Annotated in this window: 15 protein-coding genes; 7 read left to right on the forward strand and 8 right to left on the reverse strand. The window is 55.7% G+C overall.

Translation table 11 applies throughout. The features are described from left to right. Nucleotides 1–139: 139 nt before the first annotated feature. Nucleotides 140–511: a hypothetical protein gene (locus tag ABDW13_RS05935; protein WP_343551531.1), complete on the forward strand. Its 372-nt coding sequence runs from the start codon at nt 140–142 to the stop codon at nt 509–511. On the opposite strand, the gene ABDW13_RS05940 is transcribed toward ABDW13_RS05935, so the two are convergent. Together ABDW13_RS05940 and bglX are read right to left on the reverse strand one after the other, a co-directional pair. Then, a complete protein-coding gene (locus ABDW13_RS05940; protein WP_343551532.1) occupies nt 506–1,378 on the reverse strand; it encodes an oxygenase MpaB family protein in 873 nt (290 codons plus the stop codon). The two genes, ABDW13_RS05935 and ABDW13_RS05940, sit on opposite strands and share 6 nt — an antisense overlap. A gap of 147 nt (nt 1,379–1,525) precedes the next feature. Then, nucleotides 1,526–3,823, reverse strand: a complete 2,298-nt coding sequence (bglX, locus tag ABDW13_RS05945; RefSeq protein ID WP_343551533.1) for a beta-glucosidase BglX — start codon at nt 3,821–3,823, stop codon at nt 1,526–1,528. 154 nt (nt 3,824–3,977) lie between these two features. Here bglX and dld point away from each other — a divergent pair, with 154 nt between their 5' ends. Next, the gene (dld, locus tag ABDW13_RS05950) at nt 3,978–5,687 is read left to right on the forward strand and encodes a D-lactate dehydrogenase (protein ID WP_343551534.1); all 1,710 of its coding nucleotides are present in this window, start codon (nt 3,978–3,980) and stop codon (nt 5,685–5,687) included. 131 nt (nt 5,688–5,818) lie between these two features. Here the strand turns inward: dld and ABDW13_RS05955 are convergent, their stop codons facing one another. From ABDW13_RS05955 to ABDW13_RS05965, 3 genes are all read right to left on the reverse strand, one after another. Continuing rightward, nucleotides 5,819–8,263, reverse strand: a complete 2,445-nt coding sequence (locus tag ABDW13_RS05955; RefSeq protein WP_343551535.1) for a DUF3772 domain-containing protein — start codon at nt 8,261–8,263, stop codon at nt 5,819–5,821. A gap of 192 nt (nt 8,264–8,455) precedes the next feature. After that, the gene (gene pbpG / locus ABDW13_RS05960; RefSeq protein ID WP_343551536.1) at nt 8,456–9,388 is read right to left on the reverse strand and encodes a D-alanyl-D-alanine endopeptidase; all 933 of its coding nucleotides are present in this window, start codon (nt 9,386–9,388) and stop codon (nt 8,456–8,458) included. 201 nt (nt 9,389–9,589) lie between these two features. Further along, on the reverse strand, nt 9,590–10,177 hold the full coding sequence (locus ABDW13_RS05965) for a Yip1 family protein (protein WP_343551537.1): 588 nt from the start codon (nt 10,175–10,177) through the stop codon (nt 9,590–9,592). A 167-nt stretch (nt 10,178–10,344) separates the two neighbouring features. Here ABDW13_RS05965 and ABDW13_RS05970 point away from each other — a divergent pair, with 167 nt between their 5' ends. Next, on the forward strand, nt 10,345–10,920 hold the full coding sequence (locus tag ABDW13_RS05970) for a DedA family protein (protein WP_343551538.1): 576 nt from the start codon (nt 10,345–10,347) through the stop codon (nt 10,918–10,920). On the opposite strand, the gene ABDW13_RS05975 is transcribed toward ABDW13_RS05970, so the two are convergent. Continuing rightward, complete coding sequence (locus ABDW13_RS05975; protein ID WP_343551539.1) at nt 10,921–11,697, reverse strand: SDR family oxidoreductase; 777 nt, start codon at nt 11,695–11,697, stop codon at nt 10,921–10,923. A 118-nt stretch (nt 11,698–11,815) separates the two neighbouring features. Here ABDW13_RS05975 and ABDW13_RS05980 point away from each other — a divergent pair, with 118 nt between their 5' ends. After that, nucleotides 11,816–13,630, forward strand: a complete 1,815-nt coding sequence (locus tag ABDW13_RS05980) for a glycoside hydrolase family 15 protein (RefSeq protein ID WP_343551540.1) — start codon at nt 11,816–11,818, stop codon at nt 13,628–13,630. Nucleotides 13,631–13,826: 196 nt separating this feature from the next. Continuing rightward, the gene (locus ABDW13_RS05985; RefSeq protein ID WP_343551541.1) at nt 13,827–14,879 is read left to right on the forward strand and encodes a L,D-transpeptidase family protein; all 1,053 of its coding nucleotides are present in this window, start codon (nt 13,827–13,829) and stop codon (nt 14,877–14,879) included. A 96-nt stretch (nt 14,880–14,975) separates the two neighbouring features. On the opposite strand, the gene ABDW13_RS05990 is transcribed toward ABDW13_RS05985, so the two are convergent. Then, nucleotides 14,976–16,001, reverse strand: coding sequence for a transporter (locus ABDW13_RS05990; RefSeq protein WP_343551576.1), 1,026 nt, complete (start codon nt 15,999–16,001; stop codon nt 14,976–14,978). Between the two features lie 161 nt (nt 16,002–16,162). Between ABDW13_RS05990 and ABDW13_RS05995 the strand changes: the two genes are divergently transcribed. Both ABDW13_RS05995 and ppk2 read left to right on the forward strand, forming a co-directional pair. Then, the gene (locus tag ABDW13_RS05995; protein WP_343551542.1) at nt 16,163–17,776 is read left to right on the forward strand and encodes an inorganic phosphate transporter; all 1,614 of its coding nucleotides are present in this window, start codon (nt 16,163–16,165) and stop codon (nt 17,774–17,776) included. 13 nt (nt 17,777–17,789) lie between these two features. Further along, complete coding sequence (gene ppk2, locus ABDW13_RS06000) at nt 17,790–18,710, forward strand: polyphosphate kinase 2 (RefSeq protein WP_343551543.1); 921 nt, start codon at nt 17,790–17,792, stop codon at nt 18,708–18,710. On the opposite strand, the gene ABDW13_RS06005 is transcribed toward ppk2, so the two are convergent. Next, a complete protein-coding gene (locus ABDW13_RS06005) occupies nt 18,707–19,915 on the reverse strand; it encodes an MFS transporter (RefSeq protein WP_343551544.1) in 1,209 nt (402 codons plus the stop codon). The two genes, ppk2 and ABDW13_RS06005, sit on opposite strands and share 4 nt — an antisense overlap. Nucleotides 19,916–19,953: the final 38 nt, after the last annotated feature.

A 19,953-nucleotide genomic window follows, 5' to 3' on the forward strand; every position in this document is an offset into this window, starting at 1 on the left:
GATTTTACCTGGAGGAATCCATTTTCCCCGAGAATAGAGCAGGATCGGCACTCGTGCCATGTGACACAAGGGTAAAACTCTCAAAGTGCGTTCGGAAATAGATGAGCGTTGCTGATGAATTGGCGCATAACGCGCTGACATGCTTCAAATTATTTCGCGATTCTTTTGCCATCGCGCCTGCTATTATCCGCACATTGGTCCGCTCGGAGCTGCCATCATGGTGCTGCAAAACCTCGATTTGAATCTGCGTGATGTGGTGATTTTCGCCATTGTGGTGTGGCTGTTTATTCGCTACACGTGGGTGATGTCGTCGCTGGCGATTATGCTGGGCGGCGTGGCGCTGCTGGTGTTATTGCCGATTGATATCTACTACAGCTTGTTGCCGCTGGCGTTGATCGGGCTGGGATTGGGCATGTTGCTGCATCATTATCAGCAACGTTTGCTGGCGTTGAAACGTGAGGCGCGTACGCCGCGCACTTATACCAAAAAGCAGGACGAACTCCATCTATAACGCGATACGGCCCATACGCTGCATGGCACGCGTATAAGCGCCGCGCTGAATTGACCAACGTAGCAGTCCGGCAATCACCGCAATTTGTCGATCCACCAGCCACTGATTCACCGGCCCAATCGGCTGCTGAATCTGCTGTTGCGCCCAATCGGGCAACAATCCCACGCCCGCTTTCAGCATCACGTGCATCGCCGGTTTAGCCTGCCAGCTGGGCGCTGGTGCGTTGATCAATAGCTGCATCACTTCCAGCGTGCGTTCATCGCACACCAATTCTGGCCGCATCTGCTGTAAATAGGCTTCCACCGCCTGCACGCTTTTTGGCACCTGCTGCGCGCCCAATGCTTCTGCAATCAGCGCCGCTTCCTGATAATAACGATCCTGTTCGGCCAAGCTGAGCTGCGGATTTTTGTAACGCAGATGTGCGGCCAAAAAGCGGCTGGTTTCGGCGACGTGCACCCATGTGAGCAAGTGCGGATCGCTGGCGGCATAAGGTTTGCCAGCGTTGTCGATGCCGGTGACGCGCAGATGAATATTTTTGACACGCTCGATCAGGATGTTGGCATCCACCGTATTGCCAAACGTGGTAACGGCGATGAACTGGCTGGTACGACGCAGGCGGCCGAGCATATCCTGACGGAAATTGGAGTGATCCCACACGCCCGCTAAGGCCGCTGGATGCAGCATTTGCAGCATTAAGGCGCTAATGCCGCCGCATAGCATTGAAGGGAAATCGCCGTGGACGCGCCAAATGACGTGATCGGGGCCGAACAAGCCGGGATCGCCGAGCGGTTGTGAGATATCAAATTCGTTGAGTGCTAAGCCGTTGAGGCGAAAGACTTGTTGCTGAATGCGATTGCGGATGTTCATGGGTTTACGATCATGCGTTTATGGCCCTCACCCCGGCCCTCTCCCGCACGCGGGAGAGGGAGAGATTCGTGCGAAGATTTAACACGGTGCACCCATCGGTCCCCTCTCCCGCGTGCGGGAGAGGGTTAGGGTGAGGGGCATCAGCAATTACAGATAATCAAACTGCGCATTCTGAGTGCGCACCGAATCCAGACCAATCATCACGTTGATTTTGCCGGGTTCGGCGACGTGCTGCATTTTCTGGTTCCAGAACTTCAGCGCATCAACATCGATCTTAAACTTCACAGTTTGCGATTCACCGGCTTTCAGCATGATGCGCTGGAAGCCGCGCAGTTCCTGCACCGGACGACTGATGCTCGCCACCGGATCGTTGAGATACAGCTGCACCACGGTCGCGCCATCGCGTTTGCCGCTGTTGGTTACCGTCACTGACGCTTCCACCGAACCGTTACGCGGCATAGTCGGCGAGGACATTTTCACCGGCGATACGGTAAAGGTGGTGTAGCTCAGACCGTAACCAAACGGATACAGCGGGCCGTTGACCGCATCGTAATAATGCGAGGTGTATTTGTTCGGCTTAGCGAAGTTATACGGACGACCGGTTGGCAGGTGGTTGTAGTAAATCGGAATCTGACCCACTGAGCGCGGGAAGGAAACCGGCAGTTTGCCCGATGGGTTGTAATCGCCAAACAGCACGTCGGCGATCGCATTACCGCCTTCGGTACCGCTGAACCACGTTTCCAGCATCGCATCGGCTTGCTTATCTTCGTTCACCACCGTCAACGGGCGGCCATTCATCAGCACAATCACCAACGGTTTGCCGGTGGCTTTCAGCGCGGCAATCAGTTTTTGCTGGCTTGGCGGAATCACCAAATCGCTGCGGCTGGAAGCTTCATGCGCCATACCTTGCGCTTCACCGACGGCGGCTACTACCACATCGGCTTTTTTCGCCTGCGCCACCGCATCATCAATCAGTTGCTGCGGCGAACGTTGATCGACGCTGACCGCTTGCTCATATAGATTGAGGAAGTCCTGAATGCCTTTGTTATCGCTGATGTTGGCGCCTTTTTCATACAGCACCACGCCTTTTCCGGCCATGGCATTGCGCATGCCTTGCAGCAGGGTGATCGACTGTTTCGCCACGCCCGCAGCCGACCAGCTGCCCATGATATCGCGCTGGCTATCCGCCAACGGACCGATCAGCGCCACGGTAGCGTCTTTCTTCAACGGCAGCGTTTCGTGCCAGTTTTTCAGCAATACGATGCTTTTGCGCGCCACATCACGCGCTTCGGCCCGGTGCAAACGGCTTTCGGCATTGGTGTCCTGAGGATCGCTGCCTTTCGGCCCTAAATGGCTGTACGGATCGTTAAACAATCCCATGTCATATTTGACGTTCAGCACGTGGCGCGCCGCATCGTCAATTTCGGCCATGCTGACTGCACCGCTTTTCACCAGACCCGGCAAATATTTGCTGTAGTACTCATCGCTCATGCTCATGTCGACGCCAGATTTCAGTGCGATGCGCACCGCATCTTGCGGATCGCTGGCCACGCCGTGCTTGAGCAGTTCTTTGATCGCGCCGTGATCGCTGATGGTGATGCCCTTGAATTTCCAGTCGTTGCGCAGGACATCTTTCAGCAACCAACTATCGGCGGTGGCTGGCGTGCCGTTGAGCGAGTTCAGCGCCACCATCACGCCGCCGCTGCCGGCATCCAGTGAAGCTTTATACGGCGGCAGATAATCCTGGAACAGGCGCTGCGGGCTCATATCGACGGTGTTGTAATCGCGTCCGCCTTCAACTGCGCCATACGCGGCAAAGTGTTTAACGCTGGTCATGATCGAATAGCGATCAGCCGGGCTTTTGCCCTGCATGGCTTTGACCATGCTGCTGCCCATTTGCGAACTCAGGAAGGTATCTTCACCGAAGCCTTCCGAGCCACGGCCCCAGCGCGGTTCACGTGATACATCCACCATCGGTGCCCACGTCATATTTAAGCCATCGTCGGCGGCTTCATAAGCGGAAACGCGGCCCACTTCGGCGATGGCATCGAGATCCCAGCTCGCCGCTAATCCCAACGGAATCGGGAAGATGGTGCGTTGACCGTGCACCACGTCGTAGGCGAAGAACAGTGGAATTTTCAGGCGGCTGAGTTGCATCACCTGATCTTGCATCGCGCGAATATCAGGCCGCGTGACGGTGTTGAAAATAGCGCCAACTTGACCATGTTGAATCATGTCGCGAATAGCTTCTTTCGGCGTATCTGGCCCCACGCTGATCAACCGCATCTGGCCGATTTTTTCATCCAGCGTCATTTTGCCGAGCAGTTGATTGACAAAGGCGTCGCGCGCCTGTTCAGTCATCGGATGTGGGCCAAACAGGTCATCCGCGAAGGCGGGCTGGATGGCTAAGGAGACAGCGAGGCTAACAGAGTAAATCCATTTCATCAGGTCGGGTTCTCTTAAGTGACTGCGCAATATCGAAATAACCGGGGCAGTTTGCCACAAGTTCAGGATAGCAGGTAGCGCAGGCGTCACACCGCGACCCTTCCGCAGACGCGTGCTACAGTAGAAGCGCCATGTTAAAGACAAGGATAGGCTCATGAATAACAACACTTCGCACCCTACTCTGCTCGCCGAATTGCGCCGTCTGGTTGGATCGACCAACGTATTAACCGACGCGGAACAAACCGCGCGCTACCGTAAAGGTTTTCGCTCTGGCGAAGGCGAGGCGCTGGCGGTGATTTTCCCCGGCGCGCTGCTGGAACTGTGGCGTGCGCTGCAAGCGCTGGTCAGTGCCGACGCCATTATTTTGATGCAGGCCGCCAATACCGGTTTGACCGAAGGTTCCACGCCGAACGGCAACGATTACGATCGTCCGGTGGTGATCATTAGTACCTTACGTCTGGATAAATTGCAGCTGATTGACGGCGGCAAACAGATCCTCGCCTTCCCCGGCAGCACGCTGTATCAGCTGGAAAAAGCGCTAAAACCGCTGGGCCGCGAACCGCATTCGGTGATCGGTTCGTCGTGCATCGGCGCGTCAGTGATGGGCGGCATCTGCAACAACTCTGGCGGCTCGCTGATTAAACGCGGCCCGGCTTACAGCGAAATGGCGCTGTACGCGCAAATCGACGCCAGCGGCAAACTCAAGCTGGTCAATCATCTGGGCATCGAACTCGGCCATTCGCCAGAAGAGATGCTGGGCCGTTTGGATGACGATCGCTGGCAGCAAAACGATGTGCGCTGGGATGCACGCCACGCGTCCGATCACGAATACGCTGAGCGCGTGCGTGATATCAACGCTGATACGCCCGCACGGTTTAATGCCGATGAGCGCCGCCTGTTTGAAGCCTCTGGCTGCGCCGGTAAGCTGGCGGTGTTTGCGGTGCGTCTCGATACTTTCCCCACCGAACCGCAGCAGCAGGTGTTCTACATCGGCACCAACAACCCGGCTGAGTTGGGCGACATCCGTCGTCATATTCTGGCGGAATTTAAAAACCTGCCGGTGGCCGGTGAATATATGCACCGCGATATTTTCGATATCGCCGAGGTGTATGGCAAAGACACCTTTGTGATGATTGATAAACTCGGCACCGACAAAATGCCGCTGTTCTTCACGATGAAAGGCCGCGTCGATGCCTGGCTGAAAAAACTCAGTTGGGTGAAACCGCACTTCAGCGATCGCCTGTTGCAGCGCGTCAGCGGCTGGTTGCCCGCGCATCTGCCTAAGCGTTTGAAGGTGTATCGCGATAAGTATGAACATCACCTAATGCTGAAAATGTCCGGCGATGGCGTGGCCGAAGCGCAGGCCTATCTGACCGAATACTTCCGCGAAGGTGGCGGCGCGTTCTTCGCCTGCGATGCCAAAGAAGGTGCGCACGCCTTCCTGCATCGCTTTGCCGCTGCGGGTGCCGCGGTGCGCTATCACGCAGTGCATGCTGATGAAGTGGAGGATATTTTGGCGCTGGATATCGCGCTGCGTCGTAACGATGAAGAGTGGTTTGAACGACTGCCCGCTGAGTTCGATCAAGCGCTAAGCCATCGACTCTACTACGGCCATTTCTTCTGCCATGTGTTCCACCAGGATTACATCGTGAAGAAAGGCGTGGATGCGCATGCGTTGAAGGAGAAGATGTTGGCGATTTTAGCCGAGCGCGGTGCCGAGTATCCGGCGGAGCATAACGTGGGGCATCTGTATCAGGCTAAACCACAGTTGCAGGCGTTTTACCGTCAACTGGATCCGACTAACAGTTTCAATCCGGGGATTGGTAAAACCAGCAAGCAGAAGGGTTGGGCGGTCATAAAATAAACAAAGAGGTGGTCGTATGTTGGACCACCTCTTTTCCGATCCGTAGCGGCGCAATTTATTGCGTTGTGTTGACCTTTCAAAATCAACTGAACGCGATAAATCGCGCCGCTACGGTATGTGCATCAATCTGATTACGGTAACTGCTCTCCCTGTTCTTGCGCGGCGGCGGCTTGCACCGCGCGGCGTTCGATAATCATGGTTTGCGGCGTTGACAGCACAATGCCCTCTTTGCGCAGACGCGTCAGAATATCGAACAGCAAATCACTTTTCGCGCCCGAAATCTGGCGCTGGCTGGCGACGTTGCCGGTGACGCTCAACACTATCCCCGCAGGCGTAAGATCTTTGAATGACACCGACGGCTCTGGCGTTTCCAGAATGCGCTCGTTCTCCTGATACACTTCCAACAGAATTTCACGCACTCGCACCGGATCGATATCCAGCGGGAAAGTCAGCAGAATGGTCACCACGCCTTGCGCGTTGCCCATCGTCGCGTTACGCACGTTTTGCGAGATCAGCTGCGAGTTCGGCACAATCACCGTGGACTTGTCACTCAGTTGAATCTCGGTGGCGCGCACATTGATGCGGCGAATATCGCCTTCAATGCCGCTGATACTGACCAAATCGCCGACTTTCACCGGACGCTCAGTTAACAGAATCAGGCCAGAGATAAAGTTCTTCACGATCTCCTGCAAGCCAAAACCGATACCGACCGACAAGGCGCTGACGATCCATGCCAGTTTGTTCCACTGCAGGCCCATAATCGACAGCGTCAGCAGGATGATCAGCACATAACCGATGTTGCTGAACAGCGTCACCAGCGACACGCGCATGCCGATATCCATGGTGGTTTTTGGCAGGAAATCTTTATCCAGCCAGCGCCGCACCGAACGCAGCACATAAATGCCCACCACCAGACACAGAATCGCATTCACCATGTGCGCAGGCACAATGTTCAGCGATTCCAGACCTTTTCCGCCCCAGAACTCGATCACTTTCTGAATCAGCTCGATTGGTGTGGATGAGGCAAAGGTGCCGTTCAGCAATGCCAGCGCGAGGATGGCAATCAATAAGGTTTTACCCACCGCGCTCAGCAGCGTCGCCGCCTGCTGCAAATGACGCTCATCGATGTTGAGCGAGGTTTGCAGACGTTTGCCGGTGGCGTTACTGGTGGAGAACAGGCTTTCGCAGCCGTCATTGACTAAATGGCTGAGGAAGTAGAACGAGCCGAACAGAATACCGCACCAAATCACTTCATAACTGAGGAAGCGCGCCAGCGTGACGTAACCGATGATCAGCGAAACCAGGATCGCCAGCGCGGTAAGCGTTAACGCCATCTGCACTAAACCGACGATGGTGGAACGCGCTTCCGGCTGTTGGCCTTCCTGTACCATGCGACGACGCACGCGATTGGTGCGCATGCTGATCGCCAGACCGGTACAACCAATCAACAACGCGGTTAAGCCGTTGGCAAAAATGGTGGTGTTGAGGCTGGTGCCAACGCTGTAGTTAAAGGCTTCCACTGTCTGGAAAATAAACACCAAACCGGCGGTAAACGGCGGGAACGGCTTCAACGCCAGCGCCACTTCATTGGAGATCGCCGGTAGACGCCAGCTTGGCCGACGCGTTGACAGGAAAGCGCGGCCTAAACCGGCAATCAAGCCGCAATAGACGCTGAGTTGTACCAAACGCTCAATGAAATCTTGTACATCGGTGGAGACTTCATCGCGGCGCGTAAAGGCCAGCGCGAGGAAATTAAAAGTTAGCACCACCGCCGCTAACGTTGTCAGCGCAATCGCCGCCGCAAGGAAGCTGCGACGTAAACGCCCTTCCGGCATTTTGTGGATGCTGACCCACGCCAGAAACTCTTCGCTGTAACGGCGACCAAGCGTCATCACCAGCATCGCCGCAATCACCCAGGCGATGGTGCCAAAGCGCCAGCCCGATTCCCACGATAGCGCGGCGGTATCCTGCAATTCCGCAATAAAGTCGCTGATTTTCTCGCCGTCGAGATCCTGGCTGCTGACTACCGGCGCCCAGAAACGCGGGCCGAAAATACTGCCGGAATTCAACGCCAGTTGGCTTTTCAGCTGATCACGGCGCAGATTGACGATTTGCGATGACAGCACCAGCGCGCCGTTTTTAATGCCGTCGGCCTGCTTGATTTGATCGTCGAGCTTACTTTTTTGGCTCTCCAGCGAGGCACGCTTGCGCGTCACTTCCGGCGTCTCTTTCACACCGCTGTCCGCTTTCGGTGCCGGGCCAAGTACCGCTAACTGCGCATCCAGCTGCTGACCTTGTGGGATCAGCGCCTGTGCCAGCGTTTCAGCATTGCCCGATAGCTCCAGCGCCATTTCGTTCAGCTGATTAAGCTGGCTTTCATTGGTATCGCCGGAGACCTGGCCTTTAATTTTATCGAGGATTTTCTGCATTTTCGGTAATTCAACCGATGCATTCACCTTTGGTGCCGTGTCTTCAGCCTGATCGTTCGGCGGCGTATCCGCAGCAACGCTCAGTACCGGCGATAACAACACCAATAACAGTAATAACGGGGTAAACAGGCTTCGAAACTTGAACATATCAATGTGATTCCAGCGCAATAACAGCCGATAAACGCAAATGTGGTCGTGAGTGGTCGCCAGTGTAGGACGATGCCGTGGCGGAAACTATAGGAATGAAGGTGTAAAACATTGGCGCTGACGATAAGAGATTTTGCAGGAGCGCGTAGATGAATAAGGTCACCATAAATGGCGACCCTACGAATGCACAGGTTATTCGCCGTTGCTGGCGGTCAAACCGGACTTCTGCTTTTTATACGACAGCGCTGCCGCCGGAACCGGTGCCGCTTTGCCGGTTTCTAACCAGTCGCGCAGGCGATTGGCATCAGCAAAATGGGTGTATTTGCCGAAGGCATCCAACACCACCAGCGCCACTGGGCGGTTATTAATCACGGTGCGCATCACCAGACAATGTCCGGCTTCATCGGTGTAACCGGTTTTGGTCAACTGAATACGCCAGTCGTTTTTGTACACAAGATGATTGGTGTTACGGAACGGCAGCGCATAGTTCGGATGCTTGAACACCGCAGTATCTTCTTTGGTGGTGCTCAGCTCGCCAATCAACGGATATTGGCGCGTCGCTTTCACCAGCTTGATCAAGTCTTCGGCGCTGGAGACGTTCTGAATCGACAAACCGGTCGGCTCAACGTAGCGCGTGTGCGTCATGCCTAACGAACGCGCTTTAGCGTTCATCGCACGGATAAAGGCATCGTAACCGCCCGGATAATGATGCGCCAAACTGGCCGCCGCACGGTTTTCCGAGGACATCAGCGCCAGCAGCAACATATTGCGGCGGCTGATTTCACTGTTCAGTTTGACGCGCGAGAACACGCCGCGCATCTCAGCGGTGTGGCTGATATCCACCGACAGCAGTTCGTCCATTGGCAATTTGGCGTCCAGCACCACCATCGCCGTCATCAATTTAGTCAGCGACGCAATCGGACGTACGCGGTCCGGATGGCTGGAAAACAGCACTTTGTTGTTTTCCAGATCGACAATCATCGCACTGCCGGAGGCGATTTGCGGTTGGGCAATCGGCGCCAGATTAGAGAGTGCAGCCGGCGCGGCCAGCGCAGGTGTCACAGCGGCCGGCGCGGCGACAAACAGCGCCAGCGACAGCAGGGAAATACGCATTTTTGCAGACATCGTGTCAAAAAAATCCGGTCAGGAGTTTTGCGCTGTGTTTAAGACACAGGCCGCCCGCATCAAGCCAGACGGGATGCGGGCTGGCAGCAGTATCATACGCACTTCCCTGAGAAATTTCTTAGTGAGATTGTTTCTGGGCGTTAAAAAGGTCGTCATAAATGACGACCTTAAGAGATTTGTTCGTAACAAGGTCACCCAACATCAGAACAATCGTGGGCCGTAGCCCCACAAAATCACCGTCAGCGCCAGCAGCACTTCAAACACCAGCACACCAATCGCCAAGGTAGAACCGGAGAATCGTAAGCTCTCGTCACGATCGATATTCAGGAACACCGGAATGCCGACGTACAGCAGATAACCGGTGTACACCAGCGCAAATGCGCCGACCAGCACGCACAACCACACCAGCGGATAGAGCGCCACAATCCCGCTCAGGAACAGCGGCGTTGCCACATAACCGGCAAACACGGTGCACCGTTGCAGGCTGGGACGCTGCGGATAGTTACGCGCCATCCAGTGAATGACGCGGCCCATCACCATCACGCCGCCGAGAATGATTAAGTAAAACAGAATGCCGAGACCGAAGCCGGTCAACATGTTGAGTTGGACAAACTGCCCTTCGCCCAAATTCCAGCCCAGTTGCGTGGTACCAATGAAGGCGCAGATCACCGGGATCGCCGCCATCAACAGCACATGGTGAGTGTAATGGTGCGAAACGCTCTCATTTTCCTGCTTGATATCGCGCATTTCCTGATTTGGATGCGCCAATAGACCCCAGACATGATTCATAAAATCACTCCTCTGATGCGGTGGGCTGCCCCGATAGCAATCAGTTGGATGACTCAGGCAGCGTCACTTCAAGTATAATCGGCGCGGCTGTTTTTGCGGCCCACGGCACAAAAAAAGCCGCTGGCGTATAGACTGTTAACAGGTTCTTTATTCGCAGGGAGGATGATTTGCATCTCGATATCAATGGATTAATCACGCAATACGGCTATCTGGCGCTGCTGATTGGCTGTATCGCCGAAGGAGAAACCTTCACATTGCTGGGCGGCGTGGCCGCGCATGAAGGTTTATTGCACTTTAGCGGCGTGGTGCTGGCGGCGATGATCGGCGGCATTATTGGCGATCAACTGCTGTTTTGGTTGGGCCGTCGCTGGGGCACCAAAATTTTGCGTCGCTTCAGTAAACATCAGGAAACCATTGGCAAAGCCAAACGCTTGATCCAAAAACGACCCAGCTGGTTCGTGATAGGCGTGCGCTTTATGTACGGTTTCCGCATCGTTGGGCCGATCATTATTGGCACCAGCCGACTGAATCCGCTGCGCTTCTTTATCCTTAATGTGATTGGCGCCGCGCTGTGGTCACTGATTTTCGTCACGCTCGGCTACTTCGCCGGACAGATCGTCGCGCCGTGGCTGCACACCATCGATAAACATCTGAAACCGCTGTTATGGTTAGCGGCAGCGGTGATCTTTGGCATCGTGCTGCGTTACATCATTCGCCACTGGAACCGCCGCCGCGCCGGTTAGTTAATGGTGATAACCTTTAAACTGCGGATTCGCCAGCATAAAACCACCGTCGACAATAAAGGATTGTCCGGTGGTGTAAGTGGCCCACTCCGAACACAACCACGCCACTAAACTCGCCACTTCACGCGTATCGCCGGGACGCCCAATCGGGATTTCCGGCATGCGTCGTCCTTGCTCATCATCTTTCATACTGTTCATGGCGGTGGCAATCGCGCCCGGCGCAACAGCATTCACCAGAATATGGTGCGGCAACAAACTCAGCGCCATCGATTTGGTTAAGCCGCCCAATGCATGTTTCGCGGCGGTATAGGCGCTGGCATCCGGCAGCGGCGTGTGTTCGTGCACTGAAGTGATATTGATGATGCGCCCGCCGTCACCCTGATCGACCATATGCCGCGCAGCGATCTGCCCGCAAATAAACGCGCCATCGACATCCACGTTAAACACCTTGCGCCAGTCTTCAAACGTCACGTCGAGAAAATCGGCTTTGGTCATCACGCCCGCGTTACTTACCAACACATCAATGCGCCCGAGCGAGTTGATCAACTGCGCCAGTTGTTGCCCGCCAGCTTGCGGATCGGAGAGGTCGACCTGGCGCACCTGCGCCAGCTGTCCACGGCTCTCCACCATGCGTGCGGTCTCCTGCGCGCCCTCTTCATCCGCACTCCAGGTGATGCCCAGCGTATAACCGGCTTCCGCCAGCATCACCGCACAACTGCGACCAATGCCAGAACTGGATCCGGTAACCACGGCGACTTTCTGTTTTCCTGCGCTCATAACATTCTCCTGATTGAGGGTGTCCTTACAGTATAGAAGTTATCCTTCTGTGCCTCGGCGCAGCCGAATCAGCCGTTTCGTCTATAGTTAACAATCACATGCAGCCACGGGAGGCAAAATGAGCGAGATAAAACGCAAAATAGACGACCACGGTGTGATTGGTGATTTACGCACCTGCGCGCTGATCGCTAACGACGGCACCATTGATTATTTGTGCTGGCCAGAACTCGACAGCCCTTCCGTGTTTGCCGCGCTACTCGACAGCGACGAGGCTGGCCTGTTTTCCCTCGCGCCGGACTGGAAAAACGCCCGTCAGCAGCAACTTTACCTGCCCGATACCAATATTCTGCAAACTCGCTGGCTGGATGATTCGGGCGTAGCCGAGATCACCGATTACATGCCGATTTGCGATGAGCACAGCAAAGTGCCGCGCCTGGTGCGGCGCGTGAAGATGGTGCGCGGCACGGCCAAATTTCATCTGCTGTGCGCGCCGCGCCACGACTATGCGCGCGCCGAAACCACCACCGAAGTGCGGCCCGGCGGCATCGCCTTTCTCGCCGCCGGTCAACCGTCGTTGCGCCTGAGCGCCACGGTGGTGATGACGCGCGAAAACCACAGCGCGGTAGCGGAATTCACGCTTAAAGCGGGCGAATCAGCGGAATTCATTTTTGGTAGTGATGACGATGAAAACGTGGCGCACATTGCCACCGAACAGTGCTTCCGCGACACACTGGAGTTTTGGCGGCGCTGGAGCAGCCACAGTTCGTATCGCGGCCGCTGGCAGGAGATGGTGACGCGATCCGCGCTAGCACTAAAGCTGTTGACCTCGCATCAGCACGGTTCGATTGCCGCTGCCGCCACCTTTGGTTTGCCGGAAGAGCTCGGCGGCGAGCGCAATTGGGATTATCGCGCGTCGTGGATTCGCGATGCGTCGTTCAGCATGTACGCCTTGATGCGACTCGGTTACACCGAAGAAGCGCGCGATTTCACCAAATGGGTCGGCCGCTGCGTCGAGCACAGCCACGATGACACGCCACATCTACAGGTGATGTATCGCCTCGACAGCGGCACCGAATTGCACGAAACCGAATTGCTCAATCTTTCTGGCTACGCCAATTCGCGTCCGGTGCGCATTGGTAATGATGCGTGGCGACAAACCCAGTTGGATATCTACGGCGAATTAATGGACGCGATTTATCTCGCCAATAAATACGGCGAGGCTATTTCACATCGCGGCTGGAAATACGTATCCGACATGATCGATTACGTCTGCGTGAACTGGAATCAGCCCGATGCCGGTATTTGGGAGATGCGCGGCGAACCGCAGCATTTCCTGCATTCACGCTTGATGTGCTGGGTGGCGCTGGATCGCGCCTTGCGCCTCGGTTTAAAACGTTCCTTACCAATGCCGTATGAACGTTGGGATCGGGTGCGCAGCGAGATCCGCGATGATATCTGGCAAAACTTCTGGAACCCCGAATTGGGCCACTTCACCGCCACGCGCGGCGGCAGTTTCCTTGACGCATCAATGCTATTAATGCCGCTGGTGCGCTTTGTCAGCTCCACCGATCCGGATTGGATTTCGACCCTCGACGCGATTAAAACCCATTTAGTGAGCGACGGTTTAGTGCGGCGCTATAACATTCACGAGACGCCTGCCGATGCTTTAAAAGGCGAAGAAGGATCGTTCGCCGCCTGCTCCTTCTGGTATGTGGAGTGTCTGGCGCGTGCTGGTCGGGTGCATGAGGCGCATTTCGAGTTTGAGAAGCTGCTGAGTTACGCCAATCCACTGGGCCTGTATGCCGAAGAGTTCACGCCGCACGGCAATGCGCTGGGCAACATGCCGCAAGCGTTGTCGCATCTGGCGTTGATCAGTGCCGCTTTTTTCCTCAATCGTAAATTGAGCAACGAAGTGACGCTGTGGCAGCCGTGAAAATTCACATTTTGGGCTGCAATGCGAAGAGAATTGTCTGTTAAACACAGCCAATTGAGTAAAGTATCTGCAGCCAAGCTAAATCGTGATTTCCATCAATGCGTCAATGCACATATAATGCGCAGCGGGTCACCCCGACCACGATGGTTTCGACACACTGACAAGCCTGATACAGGGCCATAACGACTTGAAAAACATGAAAAAGAGCATTCGCGCGTTCGCTTCACTCGCCCTCGCACTGGCGGCATTCAGCCAGTCGGCATTTGCAGTTGTTTATCCGCTGCCGCCGGCTAACAGCCGTCTGATCGGCGAGAATATTGAAATCACCGTCCCTGATGACAGCAAACTTCCGCTGGAAGCCTTTGCTGCACAGTACCAGATGGGCCTCAGCAACATGCTGGAAGCCAATCCGGGCGTTGACGTCTATTTGCCGAAAGCTGGCACTAAAATGATCATTCCTCAGCAGCTGATTCTGCCTGACGCACCGCGTGAAGGCATCGTGATCAACAGCGCTGAGATGCGTCTTTATTACTACCCGAAAGGCACCAAAACGGTGGTTGTGCTGCCAATTGGTATCGGTGAGTTAGGTAAAGACACGCCAATCAACTGGACCACTGCGGTTGAGCGTAAGAAAGATGGCCCAACCTGGACGCCAACCAAAGGCATGCACGCAGATTATGCCGCGCGTGGCGAAACCATTCCTGCGGTGTTCCCGGCTGGTCCGGACAACCCAATGGGCTTGTACGCATTGTACATCGGTCGTCTGTATGCGATTCACGGCACCAACGCCAACTTCGGTATCGGCCTGCGTGTGAGCCACGGCTGTGTGCGTCTGCGTGCTGACGACATCAAATGGCTGTTCGACAACGTGCCAGTGGGTACGCGCGTGCAGTTCATCGATCAGCCAGTGAAAGCCACCGTTGAGCCAGACGGTTCACGTTATGTGGAAGTTCACAACCCGCTGTCGACCACTGAAGAGCAGTTCAATTCACGTGAGCTGGTGCCGATTACATTGACCTCTGCCGTGACCAAAGTGGTGGCTGATGCCAGCACCAATCAGGATGCGGTGAACAACGCTATCCAGGCGCGTAACGGTATGCCGATCAAGATCAACGGTCAGCCTGGCGACGCGCAGCCTGCGCCGGTGCCAGTGCAGGAATCTTCTGATGCAACGCCAAAAGAAGAGCCGATGACACCACAAGGTGCGAGCGCGGTAACACCAGCGGCTCAGCCTGCTTCTAGCCTGTAATCGCGGTTAGCGGTGAGAAGAAGCCAGCCTGCGGGCTGGCTTTTTTTATGTCTGGAGATGATGAGGTCACCCTAAATGGCGACCTGATGTGAATGTCTAATCCCGCGGTCGGCGAAACGCCAGCCAACCGGCCACCAGCGTAAACGCCAGCACCACCAGCACCAGCAGCAAAAAGCCGTGCGGGTTATTCGCCAGCGGAATGCCGCCAACGTTCATACCAAAAAATCCCGCCACGATATTGATCGGCAGCGCCAGCACGGTAATCACCGTCAGCAAAAACAGCGTGCGGTTGCTCTGCTCCATCAAGCGTGCAGCGATCTCTTCCTGCAACAAGCGAATGCGTTCCATCAATCCGGCCAAATCATTCAGCGCCACGCTGAACTCTTCGGTGAAAATACGCAGCTCGCCGAGCGGTTCGCGCTTCAGCCATTTGGGCGGCCGATTCAACAAACGAAACAGCGCCGCCGGTTCCGGTGCCAGCAAACGCTGCACGCGTAACAGCATGCGGCGCAGATGCCCTAATTCGTGGCGATTGGTTTTAATCGCGGCGCTTAACAAGCGTTCTTCAATCGCATCCACTGCCTGGCTGGATCGGCGCACCACTTGCTCCAACTGCGCTTCCTGTTCGCCCAACAGCCACAGCAGCATCGCATCGGATTCGGTGAAGGGTAGTTTATCGATCTGCTGATGCATACGTTCAATCATGCCAACCGGGCGGAAGCGCGCCGTGACAATCACGTGCGGGCAGCACCAAATCCACAAGGTGGCGTTTTGCGTGCTGCGCTCTTCTTTACTAAAGGTCACGTCATTGAGCACCGCCAGCAGCGCATCGTTTTGATGGGCTAATCGAGTGCGCGGCGAGGATGAATGTATCTCATCGAAAAAATCGCTATCAACACCAAAGTGGTCCTGAACCCAACGTTCAGCACGCGCATGGTTAAGGTTGATGTGTAACCAGAGAAAGTAGGATTCCGGCAACTGTTGCTGCGCCAGCTGCGCCGCTTCACGGGCATTAAGCCGTTGTGGGGGCGTTTCAGGAGTAAACAGATAACCGTGAATCAGTCCGGCAACTTCATTATTGAAGTCGGGCAATGAGGTAAGCGGTAACACCGGCTGGAGCATAGAAACAAGTCCCGGATCGGTCAGGTCCACAGAGTGCGACAGCTTTGTTGCAGTACGATGACACAGCGTGATCGCCATCATCATTCTGTCATACAAACCACGTATCACACTGCCATTAACGGATGCCATTCGAGCATCGTGTACTAACACTGAGGTGTTTTATGGCTGAAAACAGTTTACCTGCATCGTCATCATCCTCGTCCCACAGTGGACGCCCGAATCTTAACAAAGGCAACGGTCCGGCATCACGACTGATCTTTATCCTGCTGTTGGTAGCGGGATTGGTGTATGCCGGTATTAACCTGGTGAGCGATGTCGAAGAGACTGGCGCGCCGGTGACCAGTTACACCCCGTTCCTGCTGCTGGGCGTGGCATTGATCATCGCGCTCGGCTTTGAATTTGTGAATGGATTCCACGATACCGCCAACGCGGTCGCCACGGTGATTTACACCCATTCACTGTCGCCGGGCGTGGCGGTAGTGTGGTCTGGCTTGTGGAACTTCCTCGGCGTGCTGCTCTCCAGCGGCGTGGTGGCGTTTGGCATTATCTCGCTGCTGCCGGTGGAGTTAATTCTACAGGCGGGCAGCGGCAACGGCTTTGCCATGGTTTACGCCCTGCTGTTCTCGGCGATTATCTGGAACCTCGGCACCTGGTATTTCGGTCTGCCGGCTTCCTCATCGCATACGCTGATCGGTTCGATCATCGGTGTTGGCGTGGCGAATGCGCTGCTGCACGGTCGCAGCGGCACCAGCGGCGTCGATTGGGATCAGGCGATTAAAGTCGGCTACGCGCTGCTGTTGTCGCCGATTGTCGGCTTCGTGTGCGCCGCCCTGCTGCTGCTGGCGATGAAAGCCTTTATCCGTAATCGCCAGCTGTATGAAGCGCCGAAAGGTAATCAGCCGCCGCCTGTGTGGATTCGTGGCTTGCTGATTCTGACCTGCACCGGCGTGTCATTCGCGCACGGCTCGAACGACGGTCAGAAAGGTATGGGCTTAATCATGCTGATTCTGGTCGGCACCATGCCGATTGCTTATGCGCTGAACCGCTCGCTGCCGCCGGAACAAATCCCGCGCGTGGCGGCTTTAACCCAAGTCACTGAACAGCAATTACTGACGCTGCAACCAGCCCCGGCCGCGATGCCTGCGCCGCGTGAAGTGCTGACTGAATTTGTGCGTACCAGCCAGAATCGCCCGCAGGTGATCCCCGCGCTGGGCATGATGCTAGGCGATATCGGCGATCAGATTCGTCGTTACGGTTCGGTGGAAAATATCCCCGCCCAGGCAGTGACCAACACGCGTAATGACATGTATCTGGCCTCTGAATCGATCAAGCACCTGCAATCCGCCAAAGTCGCGCTGCCGGAAGAGACCGCGCGCAATCTAACGGCAGTGAAGAAAGAGCTGGATGCCGCCACGCGCTTTATTCCGATGTGGGTGAAAGTGGTAGTGGCGATTGCGCTAGGTCTCGGCACCATGGTGGGTTGGCGTCGCATCGTGGTGACGGTCGGTGAAAAAATTGGCAAAACGCATCTGACTTACGCACAAGGTGCCAGCGCCGAACTGGTGGCGATGGCGACAATCGGTGCCGCCGACGTATTTGGCCTGCCGGTCTCAACCACCCATGTGCTCTCTTCGGGCGTTGCCGGTTCAATGGCCGCCAACCGTTCAGGCTTACAGCTTTCTACCCTGCGTAATCTGGCGATGGCGTGGGTGCTGACATTACCGGTTTCCGTTTTGCTTTCGGGGCTGCTTTACACCCTGTTTATCCACCTTTAATGGGAGAAAAATAATGGCTACACACGACAATAGCTTCCACAGCGAGACGTTTAATCAGCGTCTGTTGCAGGAGTTTTATGACAGCTACGACGAAGAGCTGGAGATGGAGCTGGACGATCTGCGTTTCAACGATAACGGCGAGCCAACCGCCGATGGTGATAAAGCGTTTCGTCGCCACTACTTCCGCGAGCTGCTGCATCTGCAAGGCGAGCTGGTGAAGTTGCAGGATTGGGTGATGCGCACCGGCCATCGCGTGGTGATTCTGTTCGAAGGCCGCGATGCAGCCGGTAAAGGCGGCGTGATCAAACGTATCACCCAGCGCCTGAACCCGCGCACTTGTCGCGTAGCAGCGCTGCCTGCACCGAACGACCGCGAGAAAACCCAATGGTATTTCCAGCGCTATATTGCGCATCTGCCAGCAGCCGGTGAAATCGTGATGTTTGACCGCAGCTGGTACAACCGCGCGGGCGTTGAACGCGTGATGGGTTTCTGTAGCGAAGATGAAGTGGAAGAGTTTTACCGCAGCGTGCCGGAATTCGAAAAAATGCTGACGCGCAGTGGGATTCAGATCATTAAATATTGGTTCTCGATCACCGATGAAGAGCAGGAACTGCGCTTCCTCAGTCGTATTCACGATCCGCTTAAGCAGTGGAAACTCAGCCCAATGGACCTCGAAAGCCGTCGCCGCTGGGAAGATTACACCGAAGCCAAAGAAGAGATGCTGGAGCGCACCAACATTCCAGAAGCGCGTTGGTGGGTGGTGCAAGGCGTGGATAAGAAACGTGCGCGTTTGAACTGCATCAGCCATTTGCTGCAACAGATGCCGTACGAAGAGAGCGAATCGAAAACCATTATGCTGCCACCGCGCGAGCGTTCAGAAGACTATCGCCGCTCGCCGGTGCCAGAGCACATGCTGGTGCCCGATAAGTATTAATCGCTGACAGTTTGCACGGCTGCCTCGCGGCCGTGCTGCTGTTGCAAGCGCAGCGTAATGGCAAACGCGCCCAGCACCATCAACGCCGCCGCGAAATACACCGACTGCATGCCCCAATGTCCAATCAGCAAACCCGCCACCGGCCCGGTTAATCCCAAGCCCAAATCAAGAAATGCCGAATAGGTGCCAAGCGCCGATCCCTGATCTTTTTGCTGCACGCGTTTCACCGCTTCCACGCCCAACGCCGGGAACACCAGCGAGAAACCACCGCCGGTGAGGAACGCACCGATATCCACCAGCCAAATGCTGTCGGCCTGCCAGATTAACAGCAAACCGGCACACTCCAGCACGAACGACACCAACGCCACTTTCAAGCCGCCAAAACGGGTGATGTAGCGACCAAAACCGAGGCGCACGATGACAAATCCGAGGCTAAATAACGTCAGCGCAAAGGCAGCGCCGCTCCAGTCGCGGCTAGCGAAATACAAGGTGATGAAGGTGGAGATCACGCCGAAGCCAATGGTGCCGAAGCCCAGGGCTAAACCAAACAGCCATACGCGGCTGACCACGCGATGAAACGGAATGCGCACGCCTGCGGTGACGCTGACCGCGGCTTTGCGGCTCGCCATCCAGAAGCCAACGATGCCCATGATGGCTACCAAACCGGCAAAACCGCTGATGCCAAACCATTGATTGAGCAGTACGCCAAGCGGCGCACCAATCGCCATGGCGAAATAGGTTGCCACGCCGTTCCATGAAATCACGCGGGCAGTTTGCAGCGGGCCAACAATGTTCATGCCCCACAAGGTTGAGCCGGTGCTGCTAAAGCTTTCGCCGACGCCGAGGAACAAACGCCCCGCCGCTAACAGCGCCAGACTCAACATCGGCACGCCGCTGGACAGCGCGGCGATAATCGACAGCACGCCGCTCATGCCGCAGAACACCAATCCCATCATCACCACGCGTTTCGGGCCATAACGATCCGCCAGACGACCGGAATGCGGGCGACTTAAGAGCGTGGCGAAGTATTGCAGGCTGATGATCAATCCGGCGATAAACGAGCTGAAACCCAGTTGGTTATGCACAAAGCCCGGCAGCACCGCCAGCGGTAAACCGACCGACAGGTAGCAAAAGAAGGTGAAAACGATGACGGAGAGAATACGTTTATTTAACTGAGCGTTACTCAGTACAGCGGCGTCAGACATGGAAAGTGGCGTCGGGAATGGTGATGAAATTGAACCAC

It is taken from the genome of Pantoea sp. (assembly GCF_039594315.1).
In the GTDB taxonomy this organism is placed as follows: Bacteria; Pseudomonadota; Gammaproteobacteria; order Enterobacterales; family Enterobacteriaceae; genus Pantoea.